Source organism: Cystobacter fuscus DSM 2262 (genome assembly GCF_000335475.2).
Classification (GTDB): domain Bacteria; phylum Myxococcota; class Myxococcia; order Myxococcales; family Myxococcaceae; genus Cystobacter; species Cystobacter fuscus.
In genome coordinates, this window is the sequence record NZ_ANAH02000005.1 from 221,037 (window position 1) to 244,686 (window position 23,650).

The following is a 23,650-nucleotide window of genomic DNA, read 5'->3' on the forward strand; positions in this document are numbered from 1 at the left end:
ATAGCATTGGAGGGTGACAGCGCGTGGGTGACAGCCCGGTGAAAACGGGAGTCAGACGCCCGAGGACACCGGGGTGGGCTCGGGGCGCGGCTGTTCGCCACTGGACTCCGGGCCGGCCTTGCGCGGGGCAAAGCCGATGCTCCAGCGGAAGAGCGAGTGCTCCTTGAGCAGCAGGTAGATGGCCCAGGGGCCAAGCAGTCCCATCGTCCAGCCCACCACGAGGTGCACCACCAGCGGCATGCCCGGAGACAGGTGCTCGAGCACCATGCGCGTGCCCGACACGAAGTAGATGTGGAAGAGGTAGAAGAGCATGCTGATGGAGCCCACGGTGGCGAAGCGCCCGCGCAGCGCCTTCCACACCGCGCCTCCCTCGCGTGCCCGGCTACCCAGGAAGACCGAGAGCGAGATCAACAGGCAGAAGCCCAGGGGCCCGTTGATGACGCACACCAGCTCGTAATCCGGCACCCCCGCGTACACGGCCACCAGCGCGGCGGCGAGCCCCAGGGACACCAGCACCTGCCGCGGCGCGGACAGCCGTGAGAGGAATTGGCAGGCGCCCACCAGGGCCGGCTGGATGAAGAGGCCCAGGCCGAAGAAGCGGTTCCAGTACGTCACCAGGGACACGTACTCGCCCATCACCGACGGCGTGGGACCCACCCACGCCACCACGGCGGCATGCATCACGATGGCGGCGGACAGGTAGACCAGGGAGGCCCAGCGGCCGAGCGGCGGCGCGGCGAAGCGCCGGAAGATCCAGCTCAGCAGCGTGCACCACACCAGCACGTGCACGAACCAGAAGATGGCGTACACGGGGAACCACGCCGTGGGCACGCGCGCGAGCAACTCCCCCCACGCCCACATCCCATGGGGAATGCCCCCCGACAGCTCCTGCATCAGCAGCAGCATGGGCGCCCAGATGAGCATCGGGACGACGAGCTTATCAAGCTTCTTGCGCAGGAAGCCGATGAGCGACCGGTTCACCCTCCCGAAGGCGCTCACGGCCACGCCCGCCGCGATCAACATCACGGCCATATTGAAGCTATGGATGAAATCGTACGTGATGCGCAGGTCCGCCCGTCCCGGGATGAAGAGCTTGCGCACCCCGTGCTGGTCATCCACGCCGAGTACGTGCACGAGGACCACCAGTGCGATGCCAAAACCTCGCATGCAGAACAAATCACCGGAAATCGACGGGTCCTCCGTCCGCTCTCCCTGCACGCCTCTCTCTCCCATGGAAAACCTCGACAAGGCCGAAAGGAACGTGCTTCCAGCGAACCGCCGACACCCCGGGTATCTACCGCAGTCCGGACGATTCTGACCTGGATTCGCGCCCCGAACAACAGGAGTCCACCCGAGTGCAGGGCGAGCAGGCGAGCATGGAACAGTTCATCGCCGACGCCAGTTCATCACCCGCGCGAACAACACGGTGCCAAAGACAAGCACGGTGAAGGCGGCGGTGTAGCCCAGGAAGATGAGCCAGCCGGTGGTGGCGCCCGGAATGCCCACCGAGGGGCTCATGTCTTGGAACTGCGCGCCGGAAAAGAAGCCGCAGGCGAGGCTCACCGGCAGGAAGACGAAGACGAGCAGGCCCACCATGCGATCGAACTGATCGCGCTTGTACTGGTCCAGCTCGGCGGCCTGGTCGCGCATGGACGTCACCGTCTCCTGCAGGCCGTGCAGCGAGTGCCAGGCGAGGTAGCGCGCGTTGACGTCCGGGTCCTCGCTCACGCGCGTGTGCCAGAGCGAGTTGGTGAAGAGCATCACGTCGGAGCGCACGCTGCGCGCGGGCCGCAGGCTCTGCCAGCGCGAGGTGCGGTAGCGCTGCTCCACCTCGGCCATGCGCCGGCTGATCTCGAAGGCCGAGTAGCGCTGGCCCAGGGTGAGCAGGAAGAGGAAGAAGTCGCGGTCGCACGCGAGCGGCCCGCGCTCCTCCTCCTCGAGGAGGAATTCGATCCGCGCCCCGCCCGTGGACGTCAGCCAGTGCTCGGTTTCCCCGGCGGCGTCGCGCAGCACGCGCCGGCTCTCGGCGGCGGCCGCCGAGGGCAGCGTCTCCAGGGAGGGCCGCGTGCCGGAGGCGAGCGCGTGGAAGAGCCCCTGCATGGAGCGCGAGTCATCCAGCATGGACGAGCGGCCCCGCGAGACGCGATAGGCGCCATAGACGAGCCAGCGCTCGGGGCCGAGCGGCGCCAGCCACGGCGCGAGCGCGCGCAACGGCTCCAGCTCCCACAACGCGCGGCCCTCGACGAGCTCTTCCTGCTCCTGGGCGAGCGCGTACAACGAGGTGGCCTCGGCCCGGGGCCGCTCCACCCAGACGGCGACGAGCCGGTTGGGGTAGACGGAGACGTGGACGGTGTGGCCCCCGGCGGGCTTCTCGTAGTGCAGCACGTCCGCCTCCTCCGTGGCGCCGAGGAAGGACAGGACCACGGCGGGGTGGAAGGTGGCGCCCTGGTTGGAGAGATCCCGCCGCACGAAGCCCCGGGACACCAGCTCCGTGCCCGGCATGGGCCCGCGCCACAGGAAGGGCCGGGCGAAGATGGTGTGGGCGCGCAGGACATGGACGTGGCGGCCCACGTTGAAGCGGGTCCAGAGCGTCTCCCACAGCTCGCGGCGCGACAGCCGGGTGCCCGAGTAGGGGCCGGCCACCATCGTCGCGCGGCCGGTGGGGCTCGCATACCCATCCGAGTACCACGGGTCCGAGTAGTCGTTGGGCTGGCGCTCGAAGCGCCGTCCGCGCTTGCGCGGGGAGCCATCCGCGAGCCGCGGCCCCTCGAGCTCGTCCAGCGCGCCCGCCAGATTCCCCAGGGTGCCGGCGCGCTCGGGGGTGAGGGAGAAGGAGTGCCAGGGCCGGGACTGATCGGGCCGCGCGATGTGGATGGCCATGAAGTCGAAGCCCTGGCCGTAGTGGGTGTTCTCCGTGTCGTTGCGCGCGAGCAGCCGCAGGACGGTGACGTCCTGGAAGGAGGACAGGAAGAGCGCGTCCACGCGCCGCATGGGTCCGTCCTCCGCGTCCCCCAGGGGAATGTCGAGCTGCACGCGTTGGGCGCGCGACAGCTCGGCGCGGTAGAGCAGCTCGTCCGCCTTGAGGCGCCGGGAGACGGCGGGGGGGATGCGCGCCGGGGGCAGGCGCGTGAGATCCTCGGGCACGCGCACCGTCTCCATCACGGAGGCCATGAGCTCCAGCACCTCGCGCGAGGGCCGGGCCGTCGGCGAGGGCCAGAGCTTCACCGCCGCGTAGAACACGGTGCCCAACGCGCACTCGTACTCGCCCACCGTCTCGGTGTGGCCCTGCTCCCACTCGCTCACGTAGTCGGCGAGCACCTCGACGCCCTCGGGCCAGGTGCCGTGCAAGAGCCGCCAGGCGACCAGCAGCGTGGCGCACACGACGTCGAGGGTGTGCTCGTGGACGCGCAACGTGAGGGGCGGCGCGTCGGGAGGCACCTGTCCGAGCTGCCGGGACAGGGCGTCGAGCGGCTCGGCGGAGAGCAGGACCGTGCCCGTGGTGGAGCGCACCGCGCGCCGGGTCCATTGGGGGAGCTTCCACGACAACATGCGTGGGTGCTCGGGCAGGGCCGCGCCGCGCGAGCCCAGGCTGATGAAGAGTTCACGCGCCCCGGGCTCCAGGCCGGGAGGAGGCTTCTCGGTGGTCCATTCCACCTGCTCCTCGCGCAGGAGCCACTCCACGACCTGCCTCGACTTCACGTCCATGCAGCGCCTTATAGACGCTATCCCGGCTCCCGCGTGGGCGTGAGACGCAAGACCGAGCGTTCCTCGGGATCCGAGAACGCCTCGTCCGCGGCCCGCTGGCGCAACCGCTCCAGGGCACGCCGCTGCTGCTCGGCCCGGTGGATGTGGACCGTGAAGTCGAAGCGGCCCAGGCGATCGTCCTTGCCGGCCAGTGCCCGGAGGGTGCGCCACATGGACAGGCGCCCCTCGGTGCCCAGACAGAGCAATTCCAGCTCCTCCAGGCGGCTCAAGGGGGAGTAGCCCGTGAGCCGTCCGTTGGGCTTGAGCCGCTCGAGCTTCTCGCCCACCCAGGCCATGCCCTGCTTGAGCGGATCGAGCTTGAAGCCCAGCGCCCGCATCACGTTCTTCAGGGTGGCGCGGTCCGTCTGGAGCTCCTCGACGAAGGACGCGAGGTACTCCCCCACCGCGTTGTCCTCGTTCTCCGCGCGCGCCCGCTTCGCCAACTCCAGGCCGCCCACGGAGCCCATCAGGTGATCGTTCAGATAGATGCGCAGTAGGTCCAGGTTCACGGATCCCTCCCCGTCTTCGCCCGCGTTGCGCGGGGAAGGTCGGCATGATCGTCCTGGAGTGCAGCGCCCCCCGGCCAGGCGACCGGGGAGCGAGCGGCGGAGCAAGCGCTCGAACGTCTTACGGGGCGGTGTCCGGGTAGCGGAAGGACATGGGCAGCTTCACGTCCGGGTGGAGGCTGCGGGACACCGGGCAGCCGTGCGCCACCTCCTCCAGCCGGGCGCGGTGCGCGGCGGAGAGTCCCGGGGGCATCTCCACCTCCAGCACCAGCTCGCCGATGCGCCGCGGCGGGGGCGTCATGCGCTTCTCCACCCGGGCACGGGCCTCGCCCAGGGGGATGTTCTCGCGCGAGGCGGCCAGGGCCATGGTGGTGAGCACGCACGAGGCGAGCGCCGCGCCCACCAGGTCCGTGGGCGAGAAGGACATGCCCGTGCCGCCGTTGTCCTTGGGGGCCTCGGTGGTGATGCGCGAGCCGGACGGCCCGTGCTCCAGCTTGCAGTGGAAGCCCGACGAGGACTCGACGGACATCACGACGCCGGTGGGGGAAGGGGGCTGGCTCATGGTCATGGCTCCTGGGCTTTGGGGGGGGAGGAACGGCTAGCGCACGTACGTCTCGTGCTCCTCCGGGTTGGGCTTGGCGTCGTCGGGGCTCCACTCGATCGTCTTGAGCAGGGACTTGTGGCGCTTCTTCACGTCCTTGTCGAGGAAGGCCACCGCCTCCTGCATCACGTCCATCAACCGGCGCGGCTTGCGCTTCATCTTCGTGTCGCTCAAGAGCGCATGGGTGAGCCACGGGAAGACGGCGGTGACGTCGGTGTGCACGTACATGGAGCCCACCTCCACGGCCTCGATGGACACCTTGCCCCAGGTGTGGCCCTCGCCCGCCGGGCAGCTGGAGAGCGCGCCGTTGTCCACCGGATCCACGCAGAACTGCACGTCGATGTCGAAGCCGTCCGTGGGCACGCCGAGGATCTGATCCAACAGCGGCTCGCCCTGCAGCGTGTAGTTCTTGGGCACGCCGCCGCCGAGGATCCAGATGGCCATCTTGTTGGAGTAGTGGTGACGGCAGTAGTGCTGGATCGCCGACATCCAATAGACGTCGTCGTTGATGTCGATCTCGAACTTGAACTCGGCGCCGAGCAGGCGCTTGAGCTTGACGGCGTTGAGGAAGATGGAGCCGTCCTGCACGGCGCCCACGAAGATGGGCACGGCGTGCTTGTAGCAGGTGGACAGGAGCGAGGGCTGCTTCACGCCGAGCTGCTTCTCGATGGCGGCGATGTTCTTGCCGAGCAGGTAGTGGAACTCGGGCGTGGTCATCTTGCGCTGGAACTCGGGGCGGCGCAGCAGCGCGGAGAAGAGCCGGTCGGTGTCCAGCAGCGCCTCCTCCCAGAAGCCCAGGTCGTAGATGCGGATGATGCGCGCCAGGCGGTACTGCAAATCCCCCGCGTTGGGGTTCACCTCGCGGATGGCGTGGCCGATGATGCGGTGGGCGTCGTGGTAGAGGTTGGCGCCGGTGGTGGTGAGCGCCGAGATGATGCCCTTCTCGATGAGGGGGATGATGCAGCTCTGGTGCAGGCCCGCCGGCGTCATCGCGCCCGACAGGGTGAGGAAGACGGAGGCGTCGACTTCCATCGAGCGGCGCATGAGCTCGAAGGCGGTGCGCTCCTGCCGTCCCACATAGGCCGAGAAGGCATGCGCGAGCAGCTCGGCGGGGGACTCCTTGCCGGTGATGGGGCGCGGGTCGGCCTTGCGTGCTCCCGAGTAGTGGGCGCGCAGATTCTTCTTCGAGTTCGAGGGGGTCTTGGCCATGGCGCGCCGATCTACCACCACCCACGCGCCGAGGGGAGGCCCGGGTTCACTTGCGATTGCGCTCCTTGGCCCTGCCCTTGCCCTCCTCGCCCTCGGGAGGCGGCGGCGGGGCGATTCCGAGGAGCCGCTCGCGCACCTGCTCCGGGGGCAGGTGTCCGGTGTCCGCGACGACGCAGGAGACGAAGGCCAGCTCCGCCAGGGCCCGCCTCGCCCGGGCGCGCGCCGCCTCGTCATCGGAGGACAGCAAATCCGAGGCACTGGAGACATAGCTGCTCGCCAGGGACTCGAAGAGGTAGACGCGGTTCTCGATGGTGTCTTCCTTGGCCATGGGGGTCTCCTCTGGTGCATCCGTGACGCATCCTCCATCATCCTAGGGACGCCCCTCCTGACGGTTCAACCCGAGTGCCCTGGAGTCTGCCGTGATTGATCTGCATTCCCACACGACCGCGAGCGATGGCCAGCACTCGCCCACCGGGCTGCTGGCCCTGGCGGCGAGTGCCGGAGTGAAGGCGCTCGCGGTGACGGATCACGACACGGTGGAGGGGCTGGCGGAGGCGGCGGAGGCGGCGCGGGCGCACGGCGTGGAGCTGGTCGCGGGCATCGAGCTGTCGGCGTTCGTGAACAAGCGCGAGGTGCACATCCTGGGGCACTTCGTCCGGCCGGACTTCCCGGAGCTGGCCGCCTACGCGTCCCGGCTGCGGGTGGAGCGCGAGCAGCGCATGGTGCTCATGGTGGAGCGGATGCGCACGCTGGGGTTTCCCATCCGGATGGAGGACGTGCGCGCCCTGGCGGGGGGCGCGCAGCTCGGCAGACCCCATCTGGCGCGGGTGCTGGTGGAGCGCGGGTGGTGCCTGGACGTGAAGGAAGCCTTCGACCGTTTCCTGGGGGCGGGAAAGGCGGCCTGGGTGGAGCGGTTCAAGCTGGACGGGGCAGAGGCCATCCAGCTCGTGCACCGCGCGGGGGGCACGGCCACACTGGCTCACCCCGGCAGCTCCAAGATTGAACGGTACGATATCCTACAACTCGCACGGGCGGGCCTGGATGGGTTGGAAGCGTTACATTCGGACCACAACCCGAGTGTGCAGCAGCGGTACGTGAAGTACGCGAAGGAGTTCGATCTGGTGCCCACGGGAGGCAGCGACTTCCACGGGGAACAGGTGACACCAGGCCGGAGACCCGGAGACTCCCCCACTCCTCCCGAAAACTTCGCGAGACTGCGCGCCCGGGCCACGAGTCAGTCCACACACGCGAGCTAGACACCATGCAAATGCAGACCCTGAACAACATGCTGGAGCGCCTGCCGATGAAGGAGACCCACCGTCTCGGCATTCCCATCCTCCCCGGTGGGCTGCCCCTGGTGGGACACGCGCCCTTCAACCTCGGCGACACCCTCACCTTCCTGCGCGCCGCCGAGGCCAAGGTGGGCCCCATCTTCTGGATGCGCTCCTTCGGCTCCGAGATGCAGTTGGTGTGCATGGGCGAGCCCGGCTTCGAGCTGCTCAAGAACCGGGTGACCAGCAGCGAGTTCATCCGCGATCAGGCCCCCGAGTTCATCGGCGACGCGCTCCTGTCCCAGGATGGCGCCCGCCACCGCAACCTGCGCACGCCCATGAGCGGGCCCTTCACGCCCCGGGGGCTGTCGTCCAGTGGCGCCGCCACCCTGTCCGCCGAGGTCATCGAGGCGAGCGTGGCCAGCCTGCCCTCCTCGCGCCCCTTCTCACTGATCGCCGAGACCCAGAAGTTCGCCCTCGACATCATCTTCCGCGTCATGGGCATCGACCGCTCGGAGATCGAGGAGTTCAACACGAACTACCGCGAGTTCACCCTCGGGGCGTTCCCGCTGAAGCTCGATCTGCCCTACTCGCCGCGCTGGCGTGCCCGCCGGGGGCGTGCGTGGCTGGATGCGCGCTTCTCCAGCCTCATCGCGGCGGCGCGGGGCCGTCCGGAGATGCCGGGCACGCTCTCGGCGATGCTGGCGGCGCGCGACACGGAAGGCCAGCCGCTCAAGGATGACGATCTCATCAGCAACCTGCGGCTCTTGGCCCTGGCGGGACACGAGACGACCGCGTCGACGATGGCGTGGCTGGGCCTGGTGCTCGCCCAGCGGCCCGACCTCTGGGAGAAGCTGCGCGAGGAGGCCACGGCGGCGCCGGGCCTGCCCCGCTCGCCCGAGGAGCTCAAGCGCCACCCCTTCGCCGAGGCGCTCTTCCGGGAAGTGATCCGGCTCTACCCGCCCGTGTCGTCCACGGCGCGCGAGGCGACCGAGGATCTGACGCTGCACGGCAAGCTCGTGCCCAAGGGCACGATGATCACCGTTCCGCTGGGCACCTACGGCTACGATCCGGCCAACTTCCCCGAGCCGGAGAAGTTCGATCCCTCGCGGTGGCTGGGCCGGCGCGTGCCGCCCTCCTCCGTCGAGACGGCGCCCTTCGGCGGTGGCCCGCACTTCTGCCTGGGCTACCACCTGGCCTGGGTGGAGGTGGTGCAGTTCGCCACGGCGTTCGCGCGCGAGCTGTCGCGCCGGGGGGTGCGGCCGCAGCTGGCGCCGGGAGTCGCGCCGCCCAAGCTGCGCTACCTGCCCTTCGGTCAGCCCCCCAAGAAGGCGCTGATCGAGTTCGTGCCCGTCGTCTGAGACGGGCACGGAGGCCGACGCACCAGGACACCTCAACGATCGCGTGCCACCTTGAACTTGCTGGTGAGCACGCTGAGGCTGTCGGCCACGCTCTGCAGATCCTGGGCGATGCGCGTGGTACGCCCCGTGGCGTCCACGCCCTGCTTGACCAGGTCCGCCACGTTGCGCGCACCTTGCACGGCCTGCTCGCTGGACTGACGCTGCTGGCGCGTGGCGATGGTGATCTGCCGCGCCGCCTCGCTCGTGCCGCGCGCCAGCTCGACGATGCGCTGGAACACGGCCGAGGCCTGCTCGGCCACCTCCACGCCGCGATCGCTCGTCGCCATGCCCACGCGCGCCTTGGTGGCCGCCTCGTTGCCCGAGTCCTGCACCTTCTCCACGATGCGCCCGATGTCGCGCGCGGACGCGGACACGCTCTCGGCGAGCTTGCGCATCTCCGCCGCCACGAGCGAGAAGCCCCGGCCCACCTCGCCCGCCTTGGTGCCCTCCAGCGCCGCGTTGAGCGCCAGCAGGTCCGAGCGCTCCGCCACCTGGTTGATGACCTGGGCGATCTTCGACACCTGCTGCAGGTCCTGGTTGAGGCCCACGATGGCGTCGGCCACGCCCTTGGACTCCATGCGGATGTCGTTGATGCCCGCGACCACCTGGGCCACCACCGCCATGGCCTCGGCCACCGCCTCGTGCGTGCGCCGCGCGCTGGACTCCACCACCTCGGTGGAGCTGGAGATCTGCTCCGCGGTGCGGCTGAGCTCCTCGAAGGTCGCGGCGATCTGCTGGGCGTACGCCGCCTGCTGGCTGATGACGTGCTCCTGATCCGCGGACGCGCCCGACAGGCCCCGCGAGGCGCTGGAGAGCTGCTCCAGGCGCGTGAGCAGCTCGGACACCGTGCCCCGGAGCGTGCCGAGCATCTCGTTGAAGGAGTGCGCCATCATGCGCACCTCGCCCGCCGAGGCCACGTCCACCTCGCTCAGCGACATGTCGCCCTGGGCCACCTCGCGCGCCGCCTGGGTCATGCGCGTCACCGGCTCGGCGATGGCCCGCCCGATGAAGAAGGCGATGAAGAGGCCCATGAGCATGGCGCCCAGGTACACGAAGAAGCTGGACCAGCGCATGGAGCGAGCCTCCTGCATCACCGTGGCCGCGTTCAGGCCCACCACGTACACGTAGCCGCCGGGCAGCCCGCAGAACGCCATGGGGCCGGCCTCCAGCCGCTTCTCGGAGCAGCTCCCCTCCTTCAGGAAGGGCAGGTTCTTGAAGGTCTGCGCGGACGGCACGTTGCCCCGCTCGGCCAGCACCTCGCCCTGGGGCGTGAGCATCCCCTGGAAGGACACGGCGCCCGGCCGGCTCGTCTGCTCCACGCGATCGAAGACCCGCGACTTCACGCGCTCGAGGATGGGCGGCGGCGGACTCATCCCCCGCGCTTCGCTCTCCTCCAGCAGCAACGAGATGTCCTGCGCGGCGAGCCCGCCCACCGCGTGCGCCTGTTCCTCGAGCCGCAGCAGCCCCTGCTCACGCTGCTGCTCGGGATAGTAGAAACCGTTGAACAGGGCCACGGCGAGGCTGGGGACCAGCACCGCGAATGCCACCTGCCAGCGTAGACTAAGCCGACCCCACATGCCCGGCGCTGCTCCTGTCTGATCGCACGACGCGTCGGGCCAGGACCCTAGGGGGCGGCGCGCGGAGCGTCAAACCCCGCCCTCGCGCCTCCTTGGCACGCGGGGAGGAGGGCCCGGGGGGCCGCCGGGGCTTTCCGCTGTCATGTCCGGGGGTTGGCGCTTCCGGGTTTCACGTTGACACCTCTCGCGGCTGTCCCTAGGGTCCGCGAGCGATGACCCCCGCGATTGATCCGAACAACCCCCTGAGCTCCTACCTGCCGCTGGCGCTCGTGCTGCTGCTGGCGGGCGTGCTGGCGCTCGTCATCGTGAACCTGGCGGCCCTCGCGGGCCCCAAGCGGCCGAGCTCCATCAAGTCCGCTCCCTTCGAGGCCGGCTCGGCGAGCAGCGGAACGGCGCGCCAGCGCTTCGCGGTGAAGTTCTACGTGGTGGCCCTGCTGTTCATCGTGTTCGACGTCGAGGCGGTCTTCCTGTACCCCTGGGCGGTGAACTTCCAGGCACTCGGCTGGTTCGGCTACGCGGAGATGGTGGTTTTCGCGGCGACTGTCGTGGTGGGCCTTATCTACGTCTGGAAGAAGGGCGCTCTCGAGTGGGAGCACTGAGGAACCATGGCTGAATCCGATATCGCACCCGTATTGACCACCCGCCGGGATGAGGCCATGGGCTTCATCGAGCGCATGGTGTCCAAGGGCCTGGGCTGGGCGCGCAAGTACTCGCTCTTCACCTACCCGTACGCCACCGCGTGCTGCGGCATGGAGTTCATGTCCGTCTCGTCCGCCCGGCACGACATCGCCCGCTTCGGCGCCGAGTTCCCCCGCTTCTCGCCGCGCCAGGCGGACATGCTGATGGTCATCGGCACCATCAACCTGAAGCAGGCCCCCATCCTCAAGCGCGTGTACGAGCAGATGTGCGAGCCCAAGTGGGTCGTCGCCTTCGGCGTGTGCGCCTCATCGGGCGGCTTCTACGACAACTACGCGGTGCTCCAGGGCATCGATCGCATCATCCCGGTGGACGTCTACATCCCCGGCTGCCCGCCGCGTCCCGAGCAGGTGCTCGACGGTCTGCGGCTCTTGCAGGACAAGATCGCCAACCAGACGCACCGCGTGGGCCACCGCGGCACCACGCCGCACGATCTGATGGCGCAGAACTACTCGCTGACCAAGTAGCACCCCGACGCCAGCACCGGTCGGACCCGGGCCCCGTGAACCTCCAGTCCGGAGGGGACGGGGCCCTCGTCATGTCTACCAGCGGTGGTACGCGGGGTGGCCCGGCTTCACCGCGACGAAGGTGCCCCGGCACGTCGCGCACACCTTGCCCCCAGCGGTGAGGGTGCCCTCGACGACGACCTTGTCCCCCTCCTGGGACACGGGGCCGGCCTCGAGACGCAGGGGCCCCAGGGGCGTGGGGCGCTTGAGCTGGATGGAGTACTCGGCGGTGACGGTACAGGGCGGTGTGTCCAGGCCCCGCTCCTTCATCAACGTGTGGGCCGCCGTCCAGTTGCAGTGACAGTCGAGCAACGCGCCGATGATTCCGCCACTCACCACGCCGGGGAAGGCCTGGTGGTGCTCGGCGGGGGTCCAGTCGGCGACGACCCGCTCCCCCTCCACGATGCTGCGGATTCGCAGACCTTGAGAATTGGCGGGGCCGCAACCAAAGCAGGCCAGATGGGGAGCGAAGCGTTCCTGGAGGCTCTCGGGGGAAGTCGGGGACATGGCACTCACCATACGCTTCCGTTAACAGTCGTGCCGCGAGGCGGGCGGGCGTCCGCCTCGGAAATGCGTGCTCCCCGACGTCCGTGCGAGGATGCCCGCACCTCCCTCCCTACTTCAGAGGTTTCGTGGACGACTCCGGGCAGACCCGCCCCCCGCAGGCCGATTTCCTGCGGGAGCCGGTGGACAAGGCCCTCAAGGCCGAGCGCCAGAACAGCACGGTGCGGCTGGCGTGGCTGCGCTGCCTCGGGGTGTCCCTCGTGCTGCTCGTCACGGTGTACCTGGGCCTGGTGCGGGGGCTCGAAGACTGGCGGGTGTACCTCGCCCCCTTCCTCGCCTACTGGCTGTGTACCGTCGTGTCACTCGCGGTGGTGGTGCGCTGGCGCCGGGTGGCGAGCTGGGCCGGGCTGTCCCTGGCGGTGGTGGATGTGCCCGCCATCTATTGGTTGCAGCACCTCGCCCTGCCCGTCTCTCCCTTCCCGGCGGGCGTGGCGGGCTTCACGCTCGGCCTCTACGCGCTCGTCATCGTCCTGTCCGCCCTGTCCATGCGCCGCACGGTGCTCCTCCTGGTGGCGGCCGTGGCGGCCGTGGCCGAGGTGCAACTGCAGGCCGAGGCCGACGTGGGCATGGGCGCCCGATTGGTGGCGGTGCTGGTGCTCGCGTTGACGGCGGGGGCCTCGCGCTACCTCTTCCACCGCATCCACGTGCTCGTCTCCGCGCTGACGCGCGAGGAGCTCAAGCGCGCCCAGCTCGGGCGCTACTTCGCCCCCGCCGTCGCCGAGCGCCTGCAGGACCTGGCCTCTCCCGCGTCCCGGCCCGAGCTGCGCGAGGTGACGCTGCTCTTCGCGGACCTGCGCGACTTCACCGCGATGAGCGAGCGGCTGTCGCCCGAGGCCGTGGTCACCCTGCTCAACGAGTACTACGGGCACATGGTGGAGGTGGTGTTCCGCCATGGGGGCACGCTCGACAAGTTCATTGGGGACGCACTCATGGTGTATTTCGGGGCCCCCCTGCCCGAGCCCGAGCACCCCCGGCGCGCGGTGGAGTGCGCCCTGGAGATGGTGCGGGAGCTGGAGGTGGTGAACGCCCGGCGGGCGGCGCGGGGAGAGCCCGTGCTGCGCATGGGGGTGGGCCTGCACACCGGCCGGGTGGTGTTGGGCAACATCGGCTCCATGGCCCGGCGCCTCGAGTACACCGCCATTGGCGACACGGTGAACCTGGCCAGTCGGATCGAACAGCTCACCAAGCGGCACGGTACGCCGGTGCTGGTGTCCCGGGAGACGCGCGAGCGGGCGGGCGACGGCTTCCTGTGGAAGGAGCTCCCCCCCACCCCCGTGGCGGGCAAGCGCGAGCCGGTGTCCACGTTCATTCCCCTGGACCCCCGGGAAAACGCCGGGGTGGTGGCCCGGAAGCCCCGATCGGGGGAACGCCGGCTTCTGTCTCGCGTAAGTGGCGAGGATGGCTAAGGGATTCCGTTGACGCCCCCCAAGGCGCGTCCTTATAACGCCCCGGATTCCCTAGCCAGCATCGAGGCCTCTTGAGCACCTACGCACTCGACAGGGTCACTGCCCAGTTTCCGGAGGCAGTGGCGGAGCGCTATTTGGACCGCACGGGCGGCGCCTGGGCCGTCATCCACGCGGAGCACCTTCCCAAGGTGGCCGCCTTCCTCAAGCACGAGCTGGACTTCAAGCTCTTCGTGTCGATCGACGCGGTGGACCGGCTCCACCTGGCGGAGAACGATCCGCGCTTCGAGGTCGTCTACTTCATCAGCTCCCTGTCGCGCCGCGAGCACGTGCGCCTCAAGGTGCGGGTGAGCGAAGCGCAGTTGGAGATCCCCTCGCTGGTGCCCGTGTTCAAGGGCGCCAACTGGTGGGAACGCTTCGTGTGGGACTTCTACGGCGTGCGCTTCGCGGGACACCCGGACCTGCGCCGCGTGTTGCTCTACGAGGAGTTCCAGGGCCACCCCCTGCGCAAGGACTACGCCCTGCGCGACCGGCAGCCGCTCATTCCCGAGCGGCCCATCAAGGACATCTTCCGCGGCCCCGGTACCAGCGGCGTCTCCTGATCGCCCGCTCTCCCACCGGCCACGCCCCTCGAGGACATCATGGCGGACCCCCACAAGCCCGCAGCCCATCCCAGCCCCGACGTGCCCAACCCGGACACCGACGCCTATGCCCAGGAGTCGGAGCTGGAGGCGCACCTGCAGTCCAAGCCCATGTTCATCAACATGGGCCCCTCCCACCCCGCCATGCACGGCACGGTGCGCATGAAGGTGCACCTGGAGGGAGAGACCATCAAGGACGCCGACTGCGAGATCGGCTTCTTGCACCGCGGCTTCCAGAAGAGCTGCGAGAACGTCACCTGGACGCAGTGCCTGCCCTATACGGACCGGCTCAACTACGCGTCCCCGTTGATGAACAACTTCGGCTTCCTCAACGCCGTGGAGAAGCTCATCGGCCTGGAGATCCCCGAGCGCGCCCAGTACGTCCGCGTCATCGGCTCGGAGCTGCACCGCATCCATGATCACCTCACGTGCGTGGCGGCGACGGGCATGGAGCTCGGAGGCTTCGCGCCCTTCCTCTTCGCCATGGAGGCGCGCGAGCTCATCATGGACCGGGTGGCCGAGCTGACGGGAGCGCGGCTGACGACCAGCTTCGGCCGCGTGGGCGGGCTCAACCGCGATCTGCCCGAGGGGTGGATCGAGCGGACCCTCAAGTCGCTGGACAAGATCCGCGAGCTGAACGTCGAGGTGGAATCGCTCCTGTCGCGCAACCGCATCTTCGTGGACCGCATGAAGGGCACCGGCATCATCACCGCCGAGGACGCCATCGACTACGGCTGGACGGGCCCGTGCCTGCGCGCCTGCGGCGTCGACTATGACTTGCGCAAGACGCGGCCGTACTGGGTGTACAACCAGCTCGACTTCGACGTGCCGGTGGGCGAGCACGGTGACAACTACGACCGCTACCTCATGCGCATCGAGGAGATGAAGCAGTCGGAGCGAATCCTGCGCCAGGCGCTGGCGAAGATCCCCAGCGGGCCCATCATCGTGGACGACTGGCGCATCGCGCTGCCGCCCAAGCCCGAGGTGTACGGCACCATCGAGGGCGTCATCTCCCACTTCAAGCTGGTGATGGAGGGCATCCAGGTGCCCGCCGGCGAGGTCTTCGACTCCACCGAGTCCGCCAACGGCGAGCTGGGCTGGTACATCGTGAGCGACGGCGGCGGCCGGCCCTACAAGGTCCACGTGCGCGCGCCGGGCTTCCCCATCCTGTCCGCCGTCTCGTCCATGGTGACGGGCCATATGCTCGCGGACCTGATTCCCACGTTTGACACGATCAACATGATCGGCGGCGAGGTCGAGCAGTGAGCGACAACGACACCAAGAAGCCCACCGGCGACGCGCAGCCGCCCGTCAAGGGCGCGCCCACGGACACGCCCGCGGCGAAGATCGGCTCCGAGCCGTCCAATCCGCCCGCGGGTCCCAAGCTGGACACGCCGCCCGCCGCGCACAGCACCCCCACCGCGCCGCCCCCGGCCGCCGCGGCTCCGCCTCCGGCGCCCAAGCCGCCCGGCCCGCCCCCGCCGAAGAACCCGGGCTTCGTCACGTGCACCATCGACGGCAAGGAAGTCATCGCCAAGCCGGGCACGAACATGATCGAGGCGGCGCGCAAGGTCGGCTCGATCATCCCCTACTTCTGCTACCACCCGCGCCTGTCCATCGCGGCCAACTGCCGCATGTGCTTCGTGGAGGCGTCCAACGCCCCCAAGATGGTGCCCGCGTGCCAGACGCCGCTCGCCGAGGGGCAGGTCATCAAGACCAACACCCCCAAGGTCAAGGAGCAGCAGCGCGCGGTGATGGAGTTCCTGCTGCTCAACCACCCGGTGGACTGCTCCATCTGTGACCAGGCCGGCGAGTGCAAGCTGCAGGACTACTACATGCGCTACGACTACCGCCCCTCCCGGCTGGAGGGGGCGAAGGTCATGAAGAACAAGCGCAAGGTGCTCGGGCCCCGCGTGGTCATGGACCAGGAGCGCTGCATCCTGTGCAGCCGCTGCGTGCGCTTCATGAACGAGGTGGCCAAGGAGCCGCAGCTGGGCATCTTCGGCCGCGGCAGCCACGAGGTCGTCGACACGTTCCCCGGCAGCGAGCTGAGCAGCAACTACTCGCTCAACACCGTGGACATCTGCCCGGTGGGCGCGCTGCTCAGCCGCGACTACCGCTTCCGCGCCCGCACGTGGTTCCAGTCCGCCGCGCCCTCGGTGTGCACCGGGTGCTCGCGCGGCTGCAACACCTACGCGGACTTCATGGGGCAGGAGACGTACCGCTACCGCCCGCGCGAGAACGAGGCCGTCAACAAGAGCTGGATGTGCGATCACGGCCGGCTCACCTACAAGGGCCTCAACCTGGGCCGCGTGCTCAACGCCGTGGTGGGCCGCCAGCAGGGCGGCACCGCCCGTCCCGAGGTCGCGCGCAAGGAAGCCATCCAGGCCGCGGGCCGCGCGCTCGCGGACGCCAAGGGCAAGGTGGCCGTGCTCGCCTCGCCCGTGGCCTCCAACGAGGATCTGCTCGCCGCGCTCACCTTCGCCAAGACGACGCTGGGCGTGCGTGAGGTGTACGTGGGGGGCCGCCCGCAGGGCGAGGCCGACCACTACCTGCTCACCGCCGACCGCAACCCCAACCGCAAGGGCCTGGAGCTCATCGCCCAGGGCCTGGAGCTCAAGCTCCAGCCGTTCGAGGCGCTGGTGCAGGGCATCGACGGCGGCAAGGTGAAGGCGCTCTACGCCGTGGGCGCCGAGGTGCCCGGCGGCGACTTCGCCCAGACGGCGGCGAAGCTGGACACCTTCGTGGTGCAGGCGACGAACGAGTCGCCCCTCACCGCGCAGGCCACCGTGCTGCTGCCGGCTTCCGCGCACGTGGAGTACGACGGCTCGTTCGTGCAGGTGGACGGGCTCGTGCAGCGCTTCCGCAAGGCCTACCCCTCCAAGGGCGAGGCCGTGCCGCATGCGCAGCTGGTGGCGGAGCTGACACGGGAGCTGGGGGGCACGGCCTCCTGGACGACCACGCGCGAGGCCTTCCGCGAGCTGGGCAAGAGCGTGCCCGAGTTCGCCTCGTTCGACTGGGACAAGGCGGCTCCGCCCGATCGGGAGAAGCCTGGCATCAACCCGCTGCCGTCCGGTGCCGACGGTCGGCCGGCGGGCTACCGTGAGTTCGGCGCTCCCAGGGTTCGAGGTCTCTGACAATGAAGCGCGTTCTCGCCATGCTCACCATGCTCGCCGTCTTCATTGGCCTGTACGCCGTGATGACGGGCATCGCCTATGTCCTGGGCGGCTTCGTGGAGAAGGAGCTCTTCACCGGCGCCAGCCGGATCGTCAACATGCTCATCCTCATGCTCGCCGTGGTGATGGGCACCGCCGCCCTGCTCACCATGGCCGAGCGCAAGTGGAGCGCGCTGATGCAGGATCGCATCGGTCCGAACCGCGCGCGCATCGATCTGCCCCTGCTGCGCGACACGGCCCTGGGCGGCATCCCCCACTTCCTCGCCGACGGCGCGAAGATGCTGTTCAAGGAGGATCACCTCCCGGCGGCGGCCAACAAGCTGCTCTACAACCTGGGCCCCATGCTGGCCTTCGCGCCGGCGTTCGCCCTGTTCGCCGTGGTGCCCTCGGGCCCTAGCGTGTCGGTGTTCGGCCAGCACGTGGACATGGTCGTGGCCACGCCCGACTTCGGCATCCTCTACGTGTTCGCCATCGCCTCGCTGGCGGTGTACGGCACCTCGCTCGCGGGCTGGTCCTCCAACAACAAGTTCGCCCTGCTCGGCGGCGTGCGCGCCTCCTCGCAGATGATCTCCTACGAGGTCGCGCTCGGCTTGTCGCTCGTGGGCCTGATGATGGCCTTCTCCACGGTGCAACTGCCCGCCTTCGTGGGCAACGTGGCCAATGAGCTCGGCCTGGGCGGCGAGGCCACGGGCCAGGCGCGCTACCTCTGGTCCACGAACGTGGGCGGCTTCGACATCGGCATCCCCGCGTGGGGCTTCCTCCTGCAGCCGCTCGGCTTCTTCATGTTCTTCGCCGCGGCCTTCGCCGAGACCAAGCGCGCCCCCTTCGACAGCCCCGAGGGCGAGTCGGAGATCATCGGCTACTTCGTCGAGTACTCGGGCATGAAGTTCGGCCTGTTCATGATCTCCGAGTTCGTGGAGGTCGTGATCCTCGCCGGCATCATCACCGCGTTGTTCTTCGGCGGCTACCACCTGCCCTTCGGTGGGGAGTGGCTGTCCAACCTGCCCGTCATGAAGGAGCATGGCTGGCTGTACGGCACCATTCTCGGCACGGTGTTCTGGGTGAAGACGCTGTTCTTCATCTGGTTGCAGCTGATGATCCGCTGGTCCTTCCTGCGCTTCCGCTACGATCAGATCCAGACGCTGGGCTGGAAGATCCTCCTGCCGCTGGGCCTGATCAACGTGTTCGTCACGGGCGCGCTCATCCTCTGGGATCCCTCGCTGCGCTACCTCGCCCTCTTCGGCATGTTGCAGATCGGCGTGCTGGTGGCCCTGACGACGTCCTCGGCCTCGAAGGAGGAGGACACGCACGGCACCGGGCTGGCGGCCCCGTCGGCGCCCACTTCGGCCGGAGTGCACGCACGTGCCTCCACGGCCCCCTCGCACTAGTCGGAGCGAACAGTCACCATGGCTTACAACGCATCCCAGGATCCCCGCACCGACATCCGCGAGCGGACTTATCTGCCGGAGCTGCTCCGCGGCCTGGCCATCACCACCCGGCACTTCATCCGCAACCTCTTCGGGACGCGCGAGACCCAGACGCCCTTCGAGGAGCGCACCGGCACCAGCCTGGTGACCACGGTGCAGTACCCCGAGGAGAAGATCCCCTATCCCCCGGGCTACCGCGGGCTGCACCGGCTGGTGCCGCGCGACGATGGCAAGCCGCGCTGCGTGGCCTGCTACATGTGCGCCACCATCTGCCCGGCCCAGTGCATCTACATCGAGGCGGGCGAGTACCCGGTGGACGCCGCGGATCAGAGCTCGCGCGTCATCGAGAAGTACCCCACCCAGTTCGTCATCGACGAGCTGCGTTGCATCGTGTGCGGCCTGTGCGTGGAGGCGTGCCCCAAGGACGCCATCCGCATGGACACGTACACGCACACTCCGCCCGAGTACAACCGGCAGGGCTTCGTCTACGACATCCCCAAGCTGCTCAAGGGGCCCGCGGTGTCCCACCCGTCGGATCCCTGGAACAAGCGCTCGGACTCGCGGCAGCCGGCCCACGCGCACAAGGAAGCCCACACCCGCGTGGGCGAGGGCCACGAGCACCACGACCACGGCCACCCCGCCCATGCGCCCGCGCTGACCACGGGCCACGCGGAGCCGGTTCCCAACGGCCGCACCGTGATCTCCAACGACGGCCCCGTGCCGGTGACGAAGTTCCTCAAGTAGTCCCCAGGCGCCCAGAGGTGCCCTCCGCCGGCCCGCCCCCTCCGCCTTCGCGCGGCGGACGGCGGGCCGGTGCCGTTCCAGCGCGCGGAGCCCCTCGCCGGCTGCACGGCCCTTTCGCCCACCTCGGCAACTCCCATAGGGTGGGGCTTCCTATGAAGCGCTACCGCCTCTCCGTGTGTAAGGGCTCGAGTTGCAAGGCCGGTGGCTCCGACGCCGTGGCCCAGGCCGCCCGCGAGGAGCTCTCCGCCCGCTCCCTCCAGCCGCGCTGCGAACTGTACCGAGGCGGCTGCTACGGCTTCTGTCACATGGGGCCCAACGTCGTCATCCGCGAGGAGACGGGCCGCAAGAGGGATCCCCTCTCGCCCGAGGACTACCAGCTCATGGGCTGGGAGGGCGAGGCGTACTACTCGCACATGACGCCGGAGAAGATGCGGCGCGTGGTGGCCGAGCACGTCATGCAGGACAAGCCCGTCATCGAGCTGTTCGGCCACCCGGAGGAAGCCGAAGGCTAGCGCCGGCTCACGGCCCCTCGAGCACGAACACGCCGTCCCAGTCCTCCGCCGGGCGCTTCTGGGTGAAGACGCGGCAGCGCTCGATGTAGACGCGCGCCACCGGATCCTGGAACTCCTCCACGCTCCGGGTGAACAGCGCGAGCGCCTCGTCGAAGCGCCGCTCGTGGTACGCGGTGAGCGCCTGCTCGTGCAGCGACAGGTGGGCCTGGGCCGCGGCCTGCACCTCGCCCTTGCGGCCCACCAGCTCGTGCAGCCGCGTGGACTCGGTGCGCCCCTTGGGGCGGACCCTGTCCACCTCGCGGAAGACGTAGCCGTCCTGGGCCAGGCGCGCCACGCCGTCGCCCACGAGCACGAAGGTGCCATAGCCACGGTTGAGCCCCTCCAGGTACATGGAGAACTTCACCGAGCGGCCCAGCACCGAGTACTTGGACTCGAGCGTGCTGCCCATGCCGCCCACCAGCACCTCGCCGCTGTCGATGCCGATGCGGCACTGCACCGAGTGGCCGTACGTCTTCGTCCAGTACTCCTGGCGCGCGAGCAGCGTGGAGCGCACCACCAGCGCGGCCTCGCAGGCGTGGTGGGCGTGGCGCTCGGTGCGCACGGGCGCGCCCCAGAAGGCCATCACCGCGTCCCCCATGTACTTGTCCACCTGCCCGCGCGTGGCGCGCACCACGTCCGTCACTTCCGTCAGGTACTCGTTGAGGAACTGCACGAGCCGCTCGGGGGGCAGCTCGCCGGACAGCCGCGAGAAGCCGTCCAGGTCGCAGAAGAAGACCGTCACCTCGCGCAGCTCCGGGCGGGTGAGCTGGCGCAGGTCGCGCGTGACGAGCCGCGCCACCTCGGGGCTCACGTAGCGGCCGAGCACGTCGGTGATGAAGTGGCGCAGCTGCTGCTCGCTGCGCGAGGCCTGGACGATGGTGAAGAGGAAGGTGAGGCCCATGGCCAGCAGCGGGCCCACCATGGCCACCCACAACAGCCGGTGGACGAAGACGTACCAGGCCCCCACGGCATAGCCCACCCCCACCGCCGCCATGACGAACAGGTACAGGAACGCGTCCCCCGAGGAGCGCAGGCCCCGGTTGACGGTGAGCGCGACGAAGGCGCCCAAGAGCGCCATGCCGAGCGTCAACCCCAGATCCCACCGCCGGGTGGCGCGCGAGAGGCTCTCGGACTGCAACAGGTTCACCAGCGACTGCGCGAGCACCGCGCCCGTGGGCGTGCGCTCGCCAATGGGGGTGTGCAGGAAGTTCATCGCCCGGCGCGAGGTGTTGCTGAAGACGATGAGCCGGCCGTCGATGTCGTGGGCAGCGCGCGGCGGCACCCCCTCGCGCACGGCGAAGAAGTTGAGCAGCACGTTCCACGCGGGAATGGCCCGGGCCACCGAGCCGCGCGAGCCGCGCCCCACCTCCGCCGCGTCCCAGCGGATGAGGCTGTAGCCGGACTCGTCCATGGGCAGCGAGAAGCGATCGCCCACGTACAGCCGCCCGTCCGCGTAGCGCAGCTCGCGCGTGTTCGCCTGGAGCATCGCCGCCACCAGGGGCATGGAGGGCAGCACGCGTCGGGTGCCGTCCCGGCCTCGGTAGCTCACCAGGTGCGGCACGGCCCGCACCACCCCGTCGGGATCCGCCGGCAGGGTGATGGCGCCATAGAGGCTCGCCGTGCCGAGCAGCGGCGCCACCGGGTGCTCCACCTGCCGCACCTCCCCCAGCTGCGACGCGTCCAGCCCCTCCACCTTCACCTCGGCGAGCGAGATGAACAGCTCGAGCGGCCCCACCCGGTACACGTCGTCGGAGATGCGCCGCTCCTGGACGCGCGGGGGCTCGCGCACGCCCTGCTCCAGTGCCACCCGCTGGCCCTCCTGCTCACTGGCCACGCCCGCCCACACCTCCACCCCGCCCTTGCCGGGCAGGAGGAACGCCGGGCGCTGATCGGCGAGGATCTTCTGCACCCGGCCTCGCGCCTCGGCCTCGGTGGGCGAGGTGCCGAGCCGGACGCGGTACGGCCACAGCCGGCTGCCCGGAGGCACGCCCCGATCCGCGGACCAGGAGAAGGCCAGCACCGACTTGCCGGGGACCTGATCCAGGAGCGAGCGGAACACCCGATCATCGTCCCGCTCCTCCTGGCCCGGCGCACCCGGCGAGAAGGGGGCGCGGGGACTGCGCTCCGTGAGGGGCAGATCGAGCAACACCAGCTCGGCGCCCTCGTCGAGCAGCCGCTGTGTCAGGCCCCCGAGGATCTCCCGGGGCCAGGGGTAGGAGGCGATGCCCGCGTGCTGATCCTGCCGCGCCTCGGCGAGCGTCTCGTCGTCGAGCGCCACCACCACCACACGATCCGAGCGCGAGCCCCGCGCGCCCAGGGAGCGCGCGCGCCAGTCATAGGTGACGTTCTCGGCGGCCTGGAGCCACGACGCCGGGCGCGCGAGCAGCGCGAGCGGAGTGGCCTCCTCGGACAGCTGCGCGCGCGGGACGCGGTAGTAGACGAGCAACCCGAGGATGACGCCGAAGAGCGTGGCCTGCAGGAGCGAGTAGCCGAGCCGTTGCAGGAAGCGGAGGCCGGTGGAGTAGATGGGAAGGCTGCGCACGGGAGGCGCGAGGATAGCGCGTCCCGCCCACGACCCCAGCCCGCAAGAGCACCGGGACGTTCAGCCCGCCTCCACCTCGAGCACGATCTGCCCCTGGAGGTTGAGCCGCAACAGATGTCCGGCGAAGCGCTCGGACTCCTCGCGCGAGAGGATGGCGCGGAACGCACCGCCCTCGGCCACCTCCACCTCCATCACCGGCCCGCGCTGCAGCAGGCGGAAGAAGTCCTCGCCACCGCCGGGACGGGGCACGAAGACGGGCAGGAAGCCCTTGACGGGCAGCACCTCCCCGGGCGAGCGCAGCCGTGCCTCCAGGGCGGCCGGCTCCGGACGCACCTCGTGGGGCGCCACCCCCTCCTCCGCGTAGAGCGGCGCGGGCGGCAGCGACACGTCGTCCGTGGAGTCGTCGAAGAGAAAGCCGTGGCGCGAGGGGATGCGTCCGGTGAAGAGGTAGAGCAGGAGCACGGGGGTGTCCCCGCTCACGCGCTCCACGTGGAGGACGGCGCGCGTGGCGCCCACCTTGCGCAAGAGCAGGCGCAAGCGCGGAGGCGCCGCGGCCAGGTGGCGCCGCACCCGCTCCCTCACCGTGGTGCGCCACTCCTCGAAGGCGGAGAGGTGGCGTTGCTCGCTGTCGGCCTGCTCCCGCGCGAGCGCCTCCTTGGCCCGCGCCAGCTTCTGCTCGGCCTGTCCGAGGAAGTCGCGCAGGGGGCCCTCTCCGGCCACGAGCGCCGACCCCTCGGGCGCCGCTTCCACCGCGGCCGGCTCCACTGGAGCGCCCTGCTGCGCCGAGGCCTGCCGGACCGCGCCCACCAGGAACGAGCCCTGTTGATCCAGCCGCTCGAACTCCCGCTGGTAGTGCGCGCGCTCGGCGAGGAAGTCCCGCCGCGACTCGCTCCACGCGTCGTAGGCGGACTCCAGCGTCTCCAGGCCATGGGTCCGGGCCAGGAGCCGCTCCTGGGCGGGGGTCACCCGAGGCAGCTCCCTGGGGGTGTCCCGGCGAGGCTCTTCGTCGTCGCGCGATGTCACGCCGTGACCTTTCGCATGAAAAAGCCCGAGGGGCGACCCGCATCGAGCGGATCGCCCCTCCCATGGCCG

Annotated in this window: 21 protein-coding genes; 11 read left to right on the top strand and 10 right to left on the bottom strand. The window is 69.7% G+C overall.

Features of this window, described 5'->3' with window-relative positions:
• Positions 1-51 precede the first annotated feature (51 nt).
• The 6 genes from D187_RS08465 to D187_RS08490 form a co-directional block, all read right to left on the bottom strand.
• Positions 52-1,233 carry an acyltransferase family protein gene (locus tag D187_RS08465; protein WP_155893251.1) on the bottom strand — a complete coding sequence of 394 codons (1,182 nt, stop codon included), beginning with the start codon at positions 1,231-1,233 and terminating at the stop codon, positions 52-54.
• A gap of 153 nt (positions 1,234-1,386) precedes the next feature.
• Complete coding sequence (locus D187_RS08470; protein ID WP_002623581.1) at positions 1,387-3,705, bottom strand: amino acid adenylation domain-containing protein; 2,319 nt, start codon at positions 3,703-3,705, stop codon at positions 1,387-1,389.
• 17 nt (positions 3,706-3,722) lie between these two features.
• Entirely contained in the window at positions 3,723-4,253 is a 531-nt protein-coding gene (locus tag D187_RS08475; protein WP_002623580.1) for a hypothetical protein, read from the bottom strand.
• Positions 4,254-4,371: 118 nt separating this feature from the next.
• Positions 4,372-4,812 carry an OsmC family protein gene (locus D187_RS08480; protein ID WP_002623579.1) on the bottom strand — a complete coding sequence of 147 codons (441 nt, stop codon included), beginning with the start codon at positions 4,810-4,812 and terminating at the stop codon, positions 4,372-4,374.
• 36 nt (positions 4,813-4,848) lie between these two features.
• The gene (locus D187_RS08485; protein ID WP_002623578.1) at positions 4,849-6,060 is read right to left on the bottom strand and encodes a deoxyhypusine synthase family protein; all 1,212 of its coding nucleotides are present in this window, start codon (positions 6,058-6,060) and stop codon (positions 4,849-4,851) included.
• Positions 6,061-6,106: 46 nt separating this feature from the next.
• Positions 6,107-6,388: a hypothetical protein gene (locus tag D187_RS08490; protein WP_002623577.1), complete on the bottom strand. Its 282-nt coding sequence runs from the start codon at positions 6,386-6,388 to the stop codon at positions 6,107-6,109.
• A gap of 91 nt (positions 6,389-6,479) precedes the next feature.
• Between D187_RS08490 and D187_RS08495 the strand changes: the two genes are divergently transcribed.
• Both D187_RS08495 and D187_RS08500 read left to right on the top strand, forming a co-directional pair.
• Positions 6,480-7,316, top strand: a complete 837-nt coding sequence (locus tag D187_RS08495) for a PHP domain-containing protein (protein WP_002623576.1) — start codon at positions 6,480-6,482, stop codon at positions 7,314-7,316.
• A 5-nt stretch (positions 7,317-7,321) separates the two neighbouring features.
• Positions 7,322-8,692 (top strand): cytochrome P450, encoded by a 1,371-nt coding sequence (locus D187_RS08500; RefSeq protein WP_063724961.1) that lies wholly within the window; start codon positions 7,322-7,324, stop codon positions 8,690-8,692.
• A gap of 32 nt (positions 8,693-8,724) precedes the next feature.
• Here D187_RS08500 and D187_RS08505 read toward each other — a convergent pair whose 3' ends face one another.
• Positions 8,725-10,308, bottom strand: a complete 1,584-nt coding sequence (locus D187_RS08505) for a methyl-accepting chemotaxis protein (protein ID WP_002623574.1) — start codon at positions 10,306-10,308, stop codon at positions 8,725-8,727.
• Between the two features lie 212 nt (positions 10,309-10,520).
• On the opposite strand from D187_RS08505, the gene D187_RS08510 reads away from it, so the two are divergent.
• Positions 10,521-10,907, top strand: coding sequence for an NADH-quinone oxidoreductase subunit A (locus tag D187_RS08510; protein ID WP_002623573.1), 387 nt, complete (start codon positions 10,521-10,523; stop codon positions 10,905-10,907).
• A gap of 6 nt (positions 10,908-10,913) precedes the next feature.
• On the top strand, positions 10,914-11,471 hold the full coding sequence (locus D187_RS08515) for an NADH-quinone oxidoreductase subunit B (RefSeq protein ID WP_043428921.1): 558 nt from the start codon (positions 10,914-10,916) through the stop codon (positions 11,469-11,471).
• 75 nt (positions 11,472-11,546) lie between these two features.
• Here D187_RS08515 and D187_RS08520 read toward each other — a convergent pair whose 3' ends face one another.
• Entirely contained in the window at positions 11,547-12,017 is a 471-nt protein-coding gene (locus D187_RS08520; RefSeq protein ID WP_043429056.1) for a PaaI family thioesterase, read from the bottom strand.
• 125 nt (positions 12,018-12,142) lie between these two features.
• On the opposite strand from D187_RS08520, the gene D187_RS08525 reads away from it, so the two are divergent.
• The 7 genes from D187_RS08525 (at position 12,143) to D187_RS08555 (ending at position 19,977) form a co-directional block, all read left to right on the top strand.
• The gene (locus D187_RS08525) at positions 12,143-13,480 is read left to right on the top strand and encodes an adenylate/guanylate cyclase domain-containing protein (RefSeq protein ID WP_020917881.1); all 1,338 of its coding nucleotides are present in this window, start codon (positions 12,143-12,145) and stop codon (positions 13,478-13,480) included.
• A 71-nt stretch (positions 13,481-13,551) separates the two neighbouring features.
• Entirely contained in the window at positions 13,552-14,079 is a 528-nt protein-coding gene (locus tag D187_RS08530; RefSeq protein WP_043428923.1) for an NADH-quinone oxidoreductase subunit C, read from the top strand.
• 39 nt (positions 14,080-14,118) lie between these two features.
• Positions 14,119-15,384, top strand: coding sequence for an NADH dehydrogenase (quinone) subunit D (gene nuoD, locus D187_RS08535; RefSeq protein WP_002623567.1), 1,266 nt, complete (start codon positions 14,119-14,121; stop codon positions 15,382-15,384).
• On the top strand, positions 15,381-17,255 hold the full coding sequence (locus tag D187_RS08540; protein ID WP_002623566.1) for an NADH-quinone oxidoreductase subunit G: 1,875 nt from the start codon (positions 15,381-15,383) through the stop codon (positions 17,253-17,255). Before nuoD ends, D187_RS08540 begins: the two co-directional genes overlap by 4 nt.
• Positions 17,256-17,257: 2 nt before the next feature.
• Positions 17,258-18,682 carry a complex I subunit 1/NuoH family protein gene (locus D187_RS08545; RefSeq protein WP_002623565.1) on the top strand — a complete coding sequence of 475 codons (1,425 nt, stop codon included), beginning with the start codon at positions 17,258-17,260 and terminating at the stop codon, positions 18,680-18,682.
• Positions 18,683-18,700: 18 nt separating this feature from the next.
• Positions 18,701-19,465 (top strand): NuoI/complex I 23 kDa subunit family protein, encoded by a 765-nt coding sequence (locus D187_RS08550; protein WP_002623564.1) that lies wholly within the window; start codon positions 18,701-18,703, stop codon positions 19,463-19,465.
• A gap of 152 nt (positions 19,466-19,617) precedes the next feature.
• Entirely contained in the window at positions 19,618-19,977 is a 360-nt protein-coding gene (locus D187_RS08555; RefSeq protein WP_002623563.1) for a (2Fe-2S) ferredoxin domain-containing protein, read from the top strand.
• 7 nt (positions 19,978-19,984) lie between these two features.
• On the opposite strand, the gene D187_RS08560 is transcribed toward D187_RS08555, so the two are convergent.
• On the bottom strand, positions 19,985-22,558 hold the full coding sequence (locus D187_RS08560) for an adenylate/guanylate cyclase domain-containing protein (RefSeq protein ID WP_002623562.1): 2,574 nt from the start codon (positions 22,556-22,558) through the stop codon (positions 19,985-19,987).
• Positions 22,559-22,618: 60 nt separating this feature from the next.
• Entirely contained in the window at positions 22,619-23,524 is a 906-nt protein-coding gene (locus D187_RS08565) for a hypothetical protein (protein ID WP_002623561.1), read from the bottom strand.
• Positions 23,525-23,650: the final 126 nt, after the last annotated feature.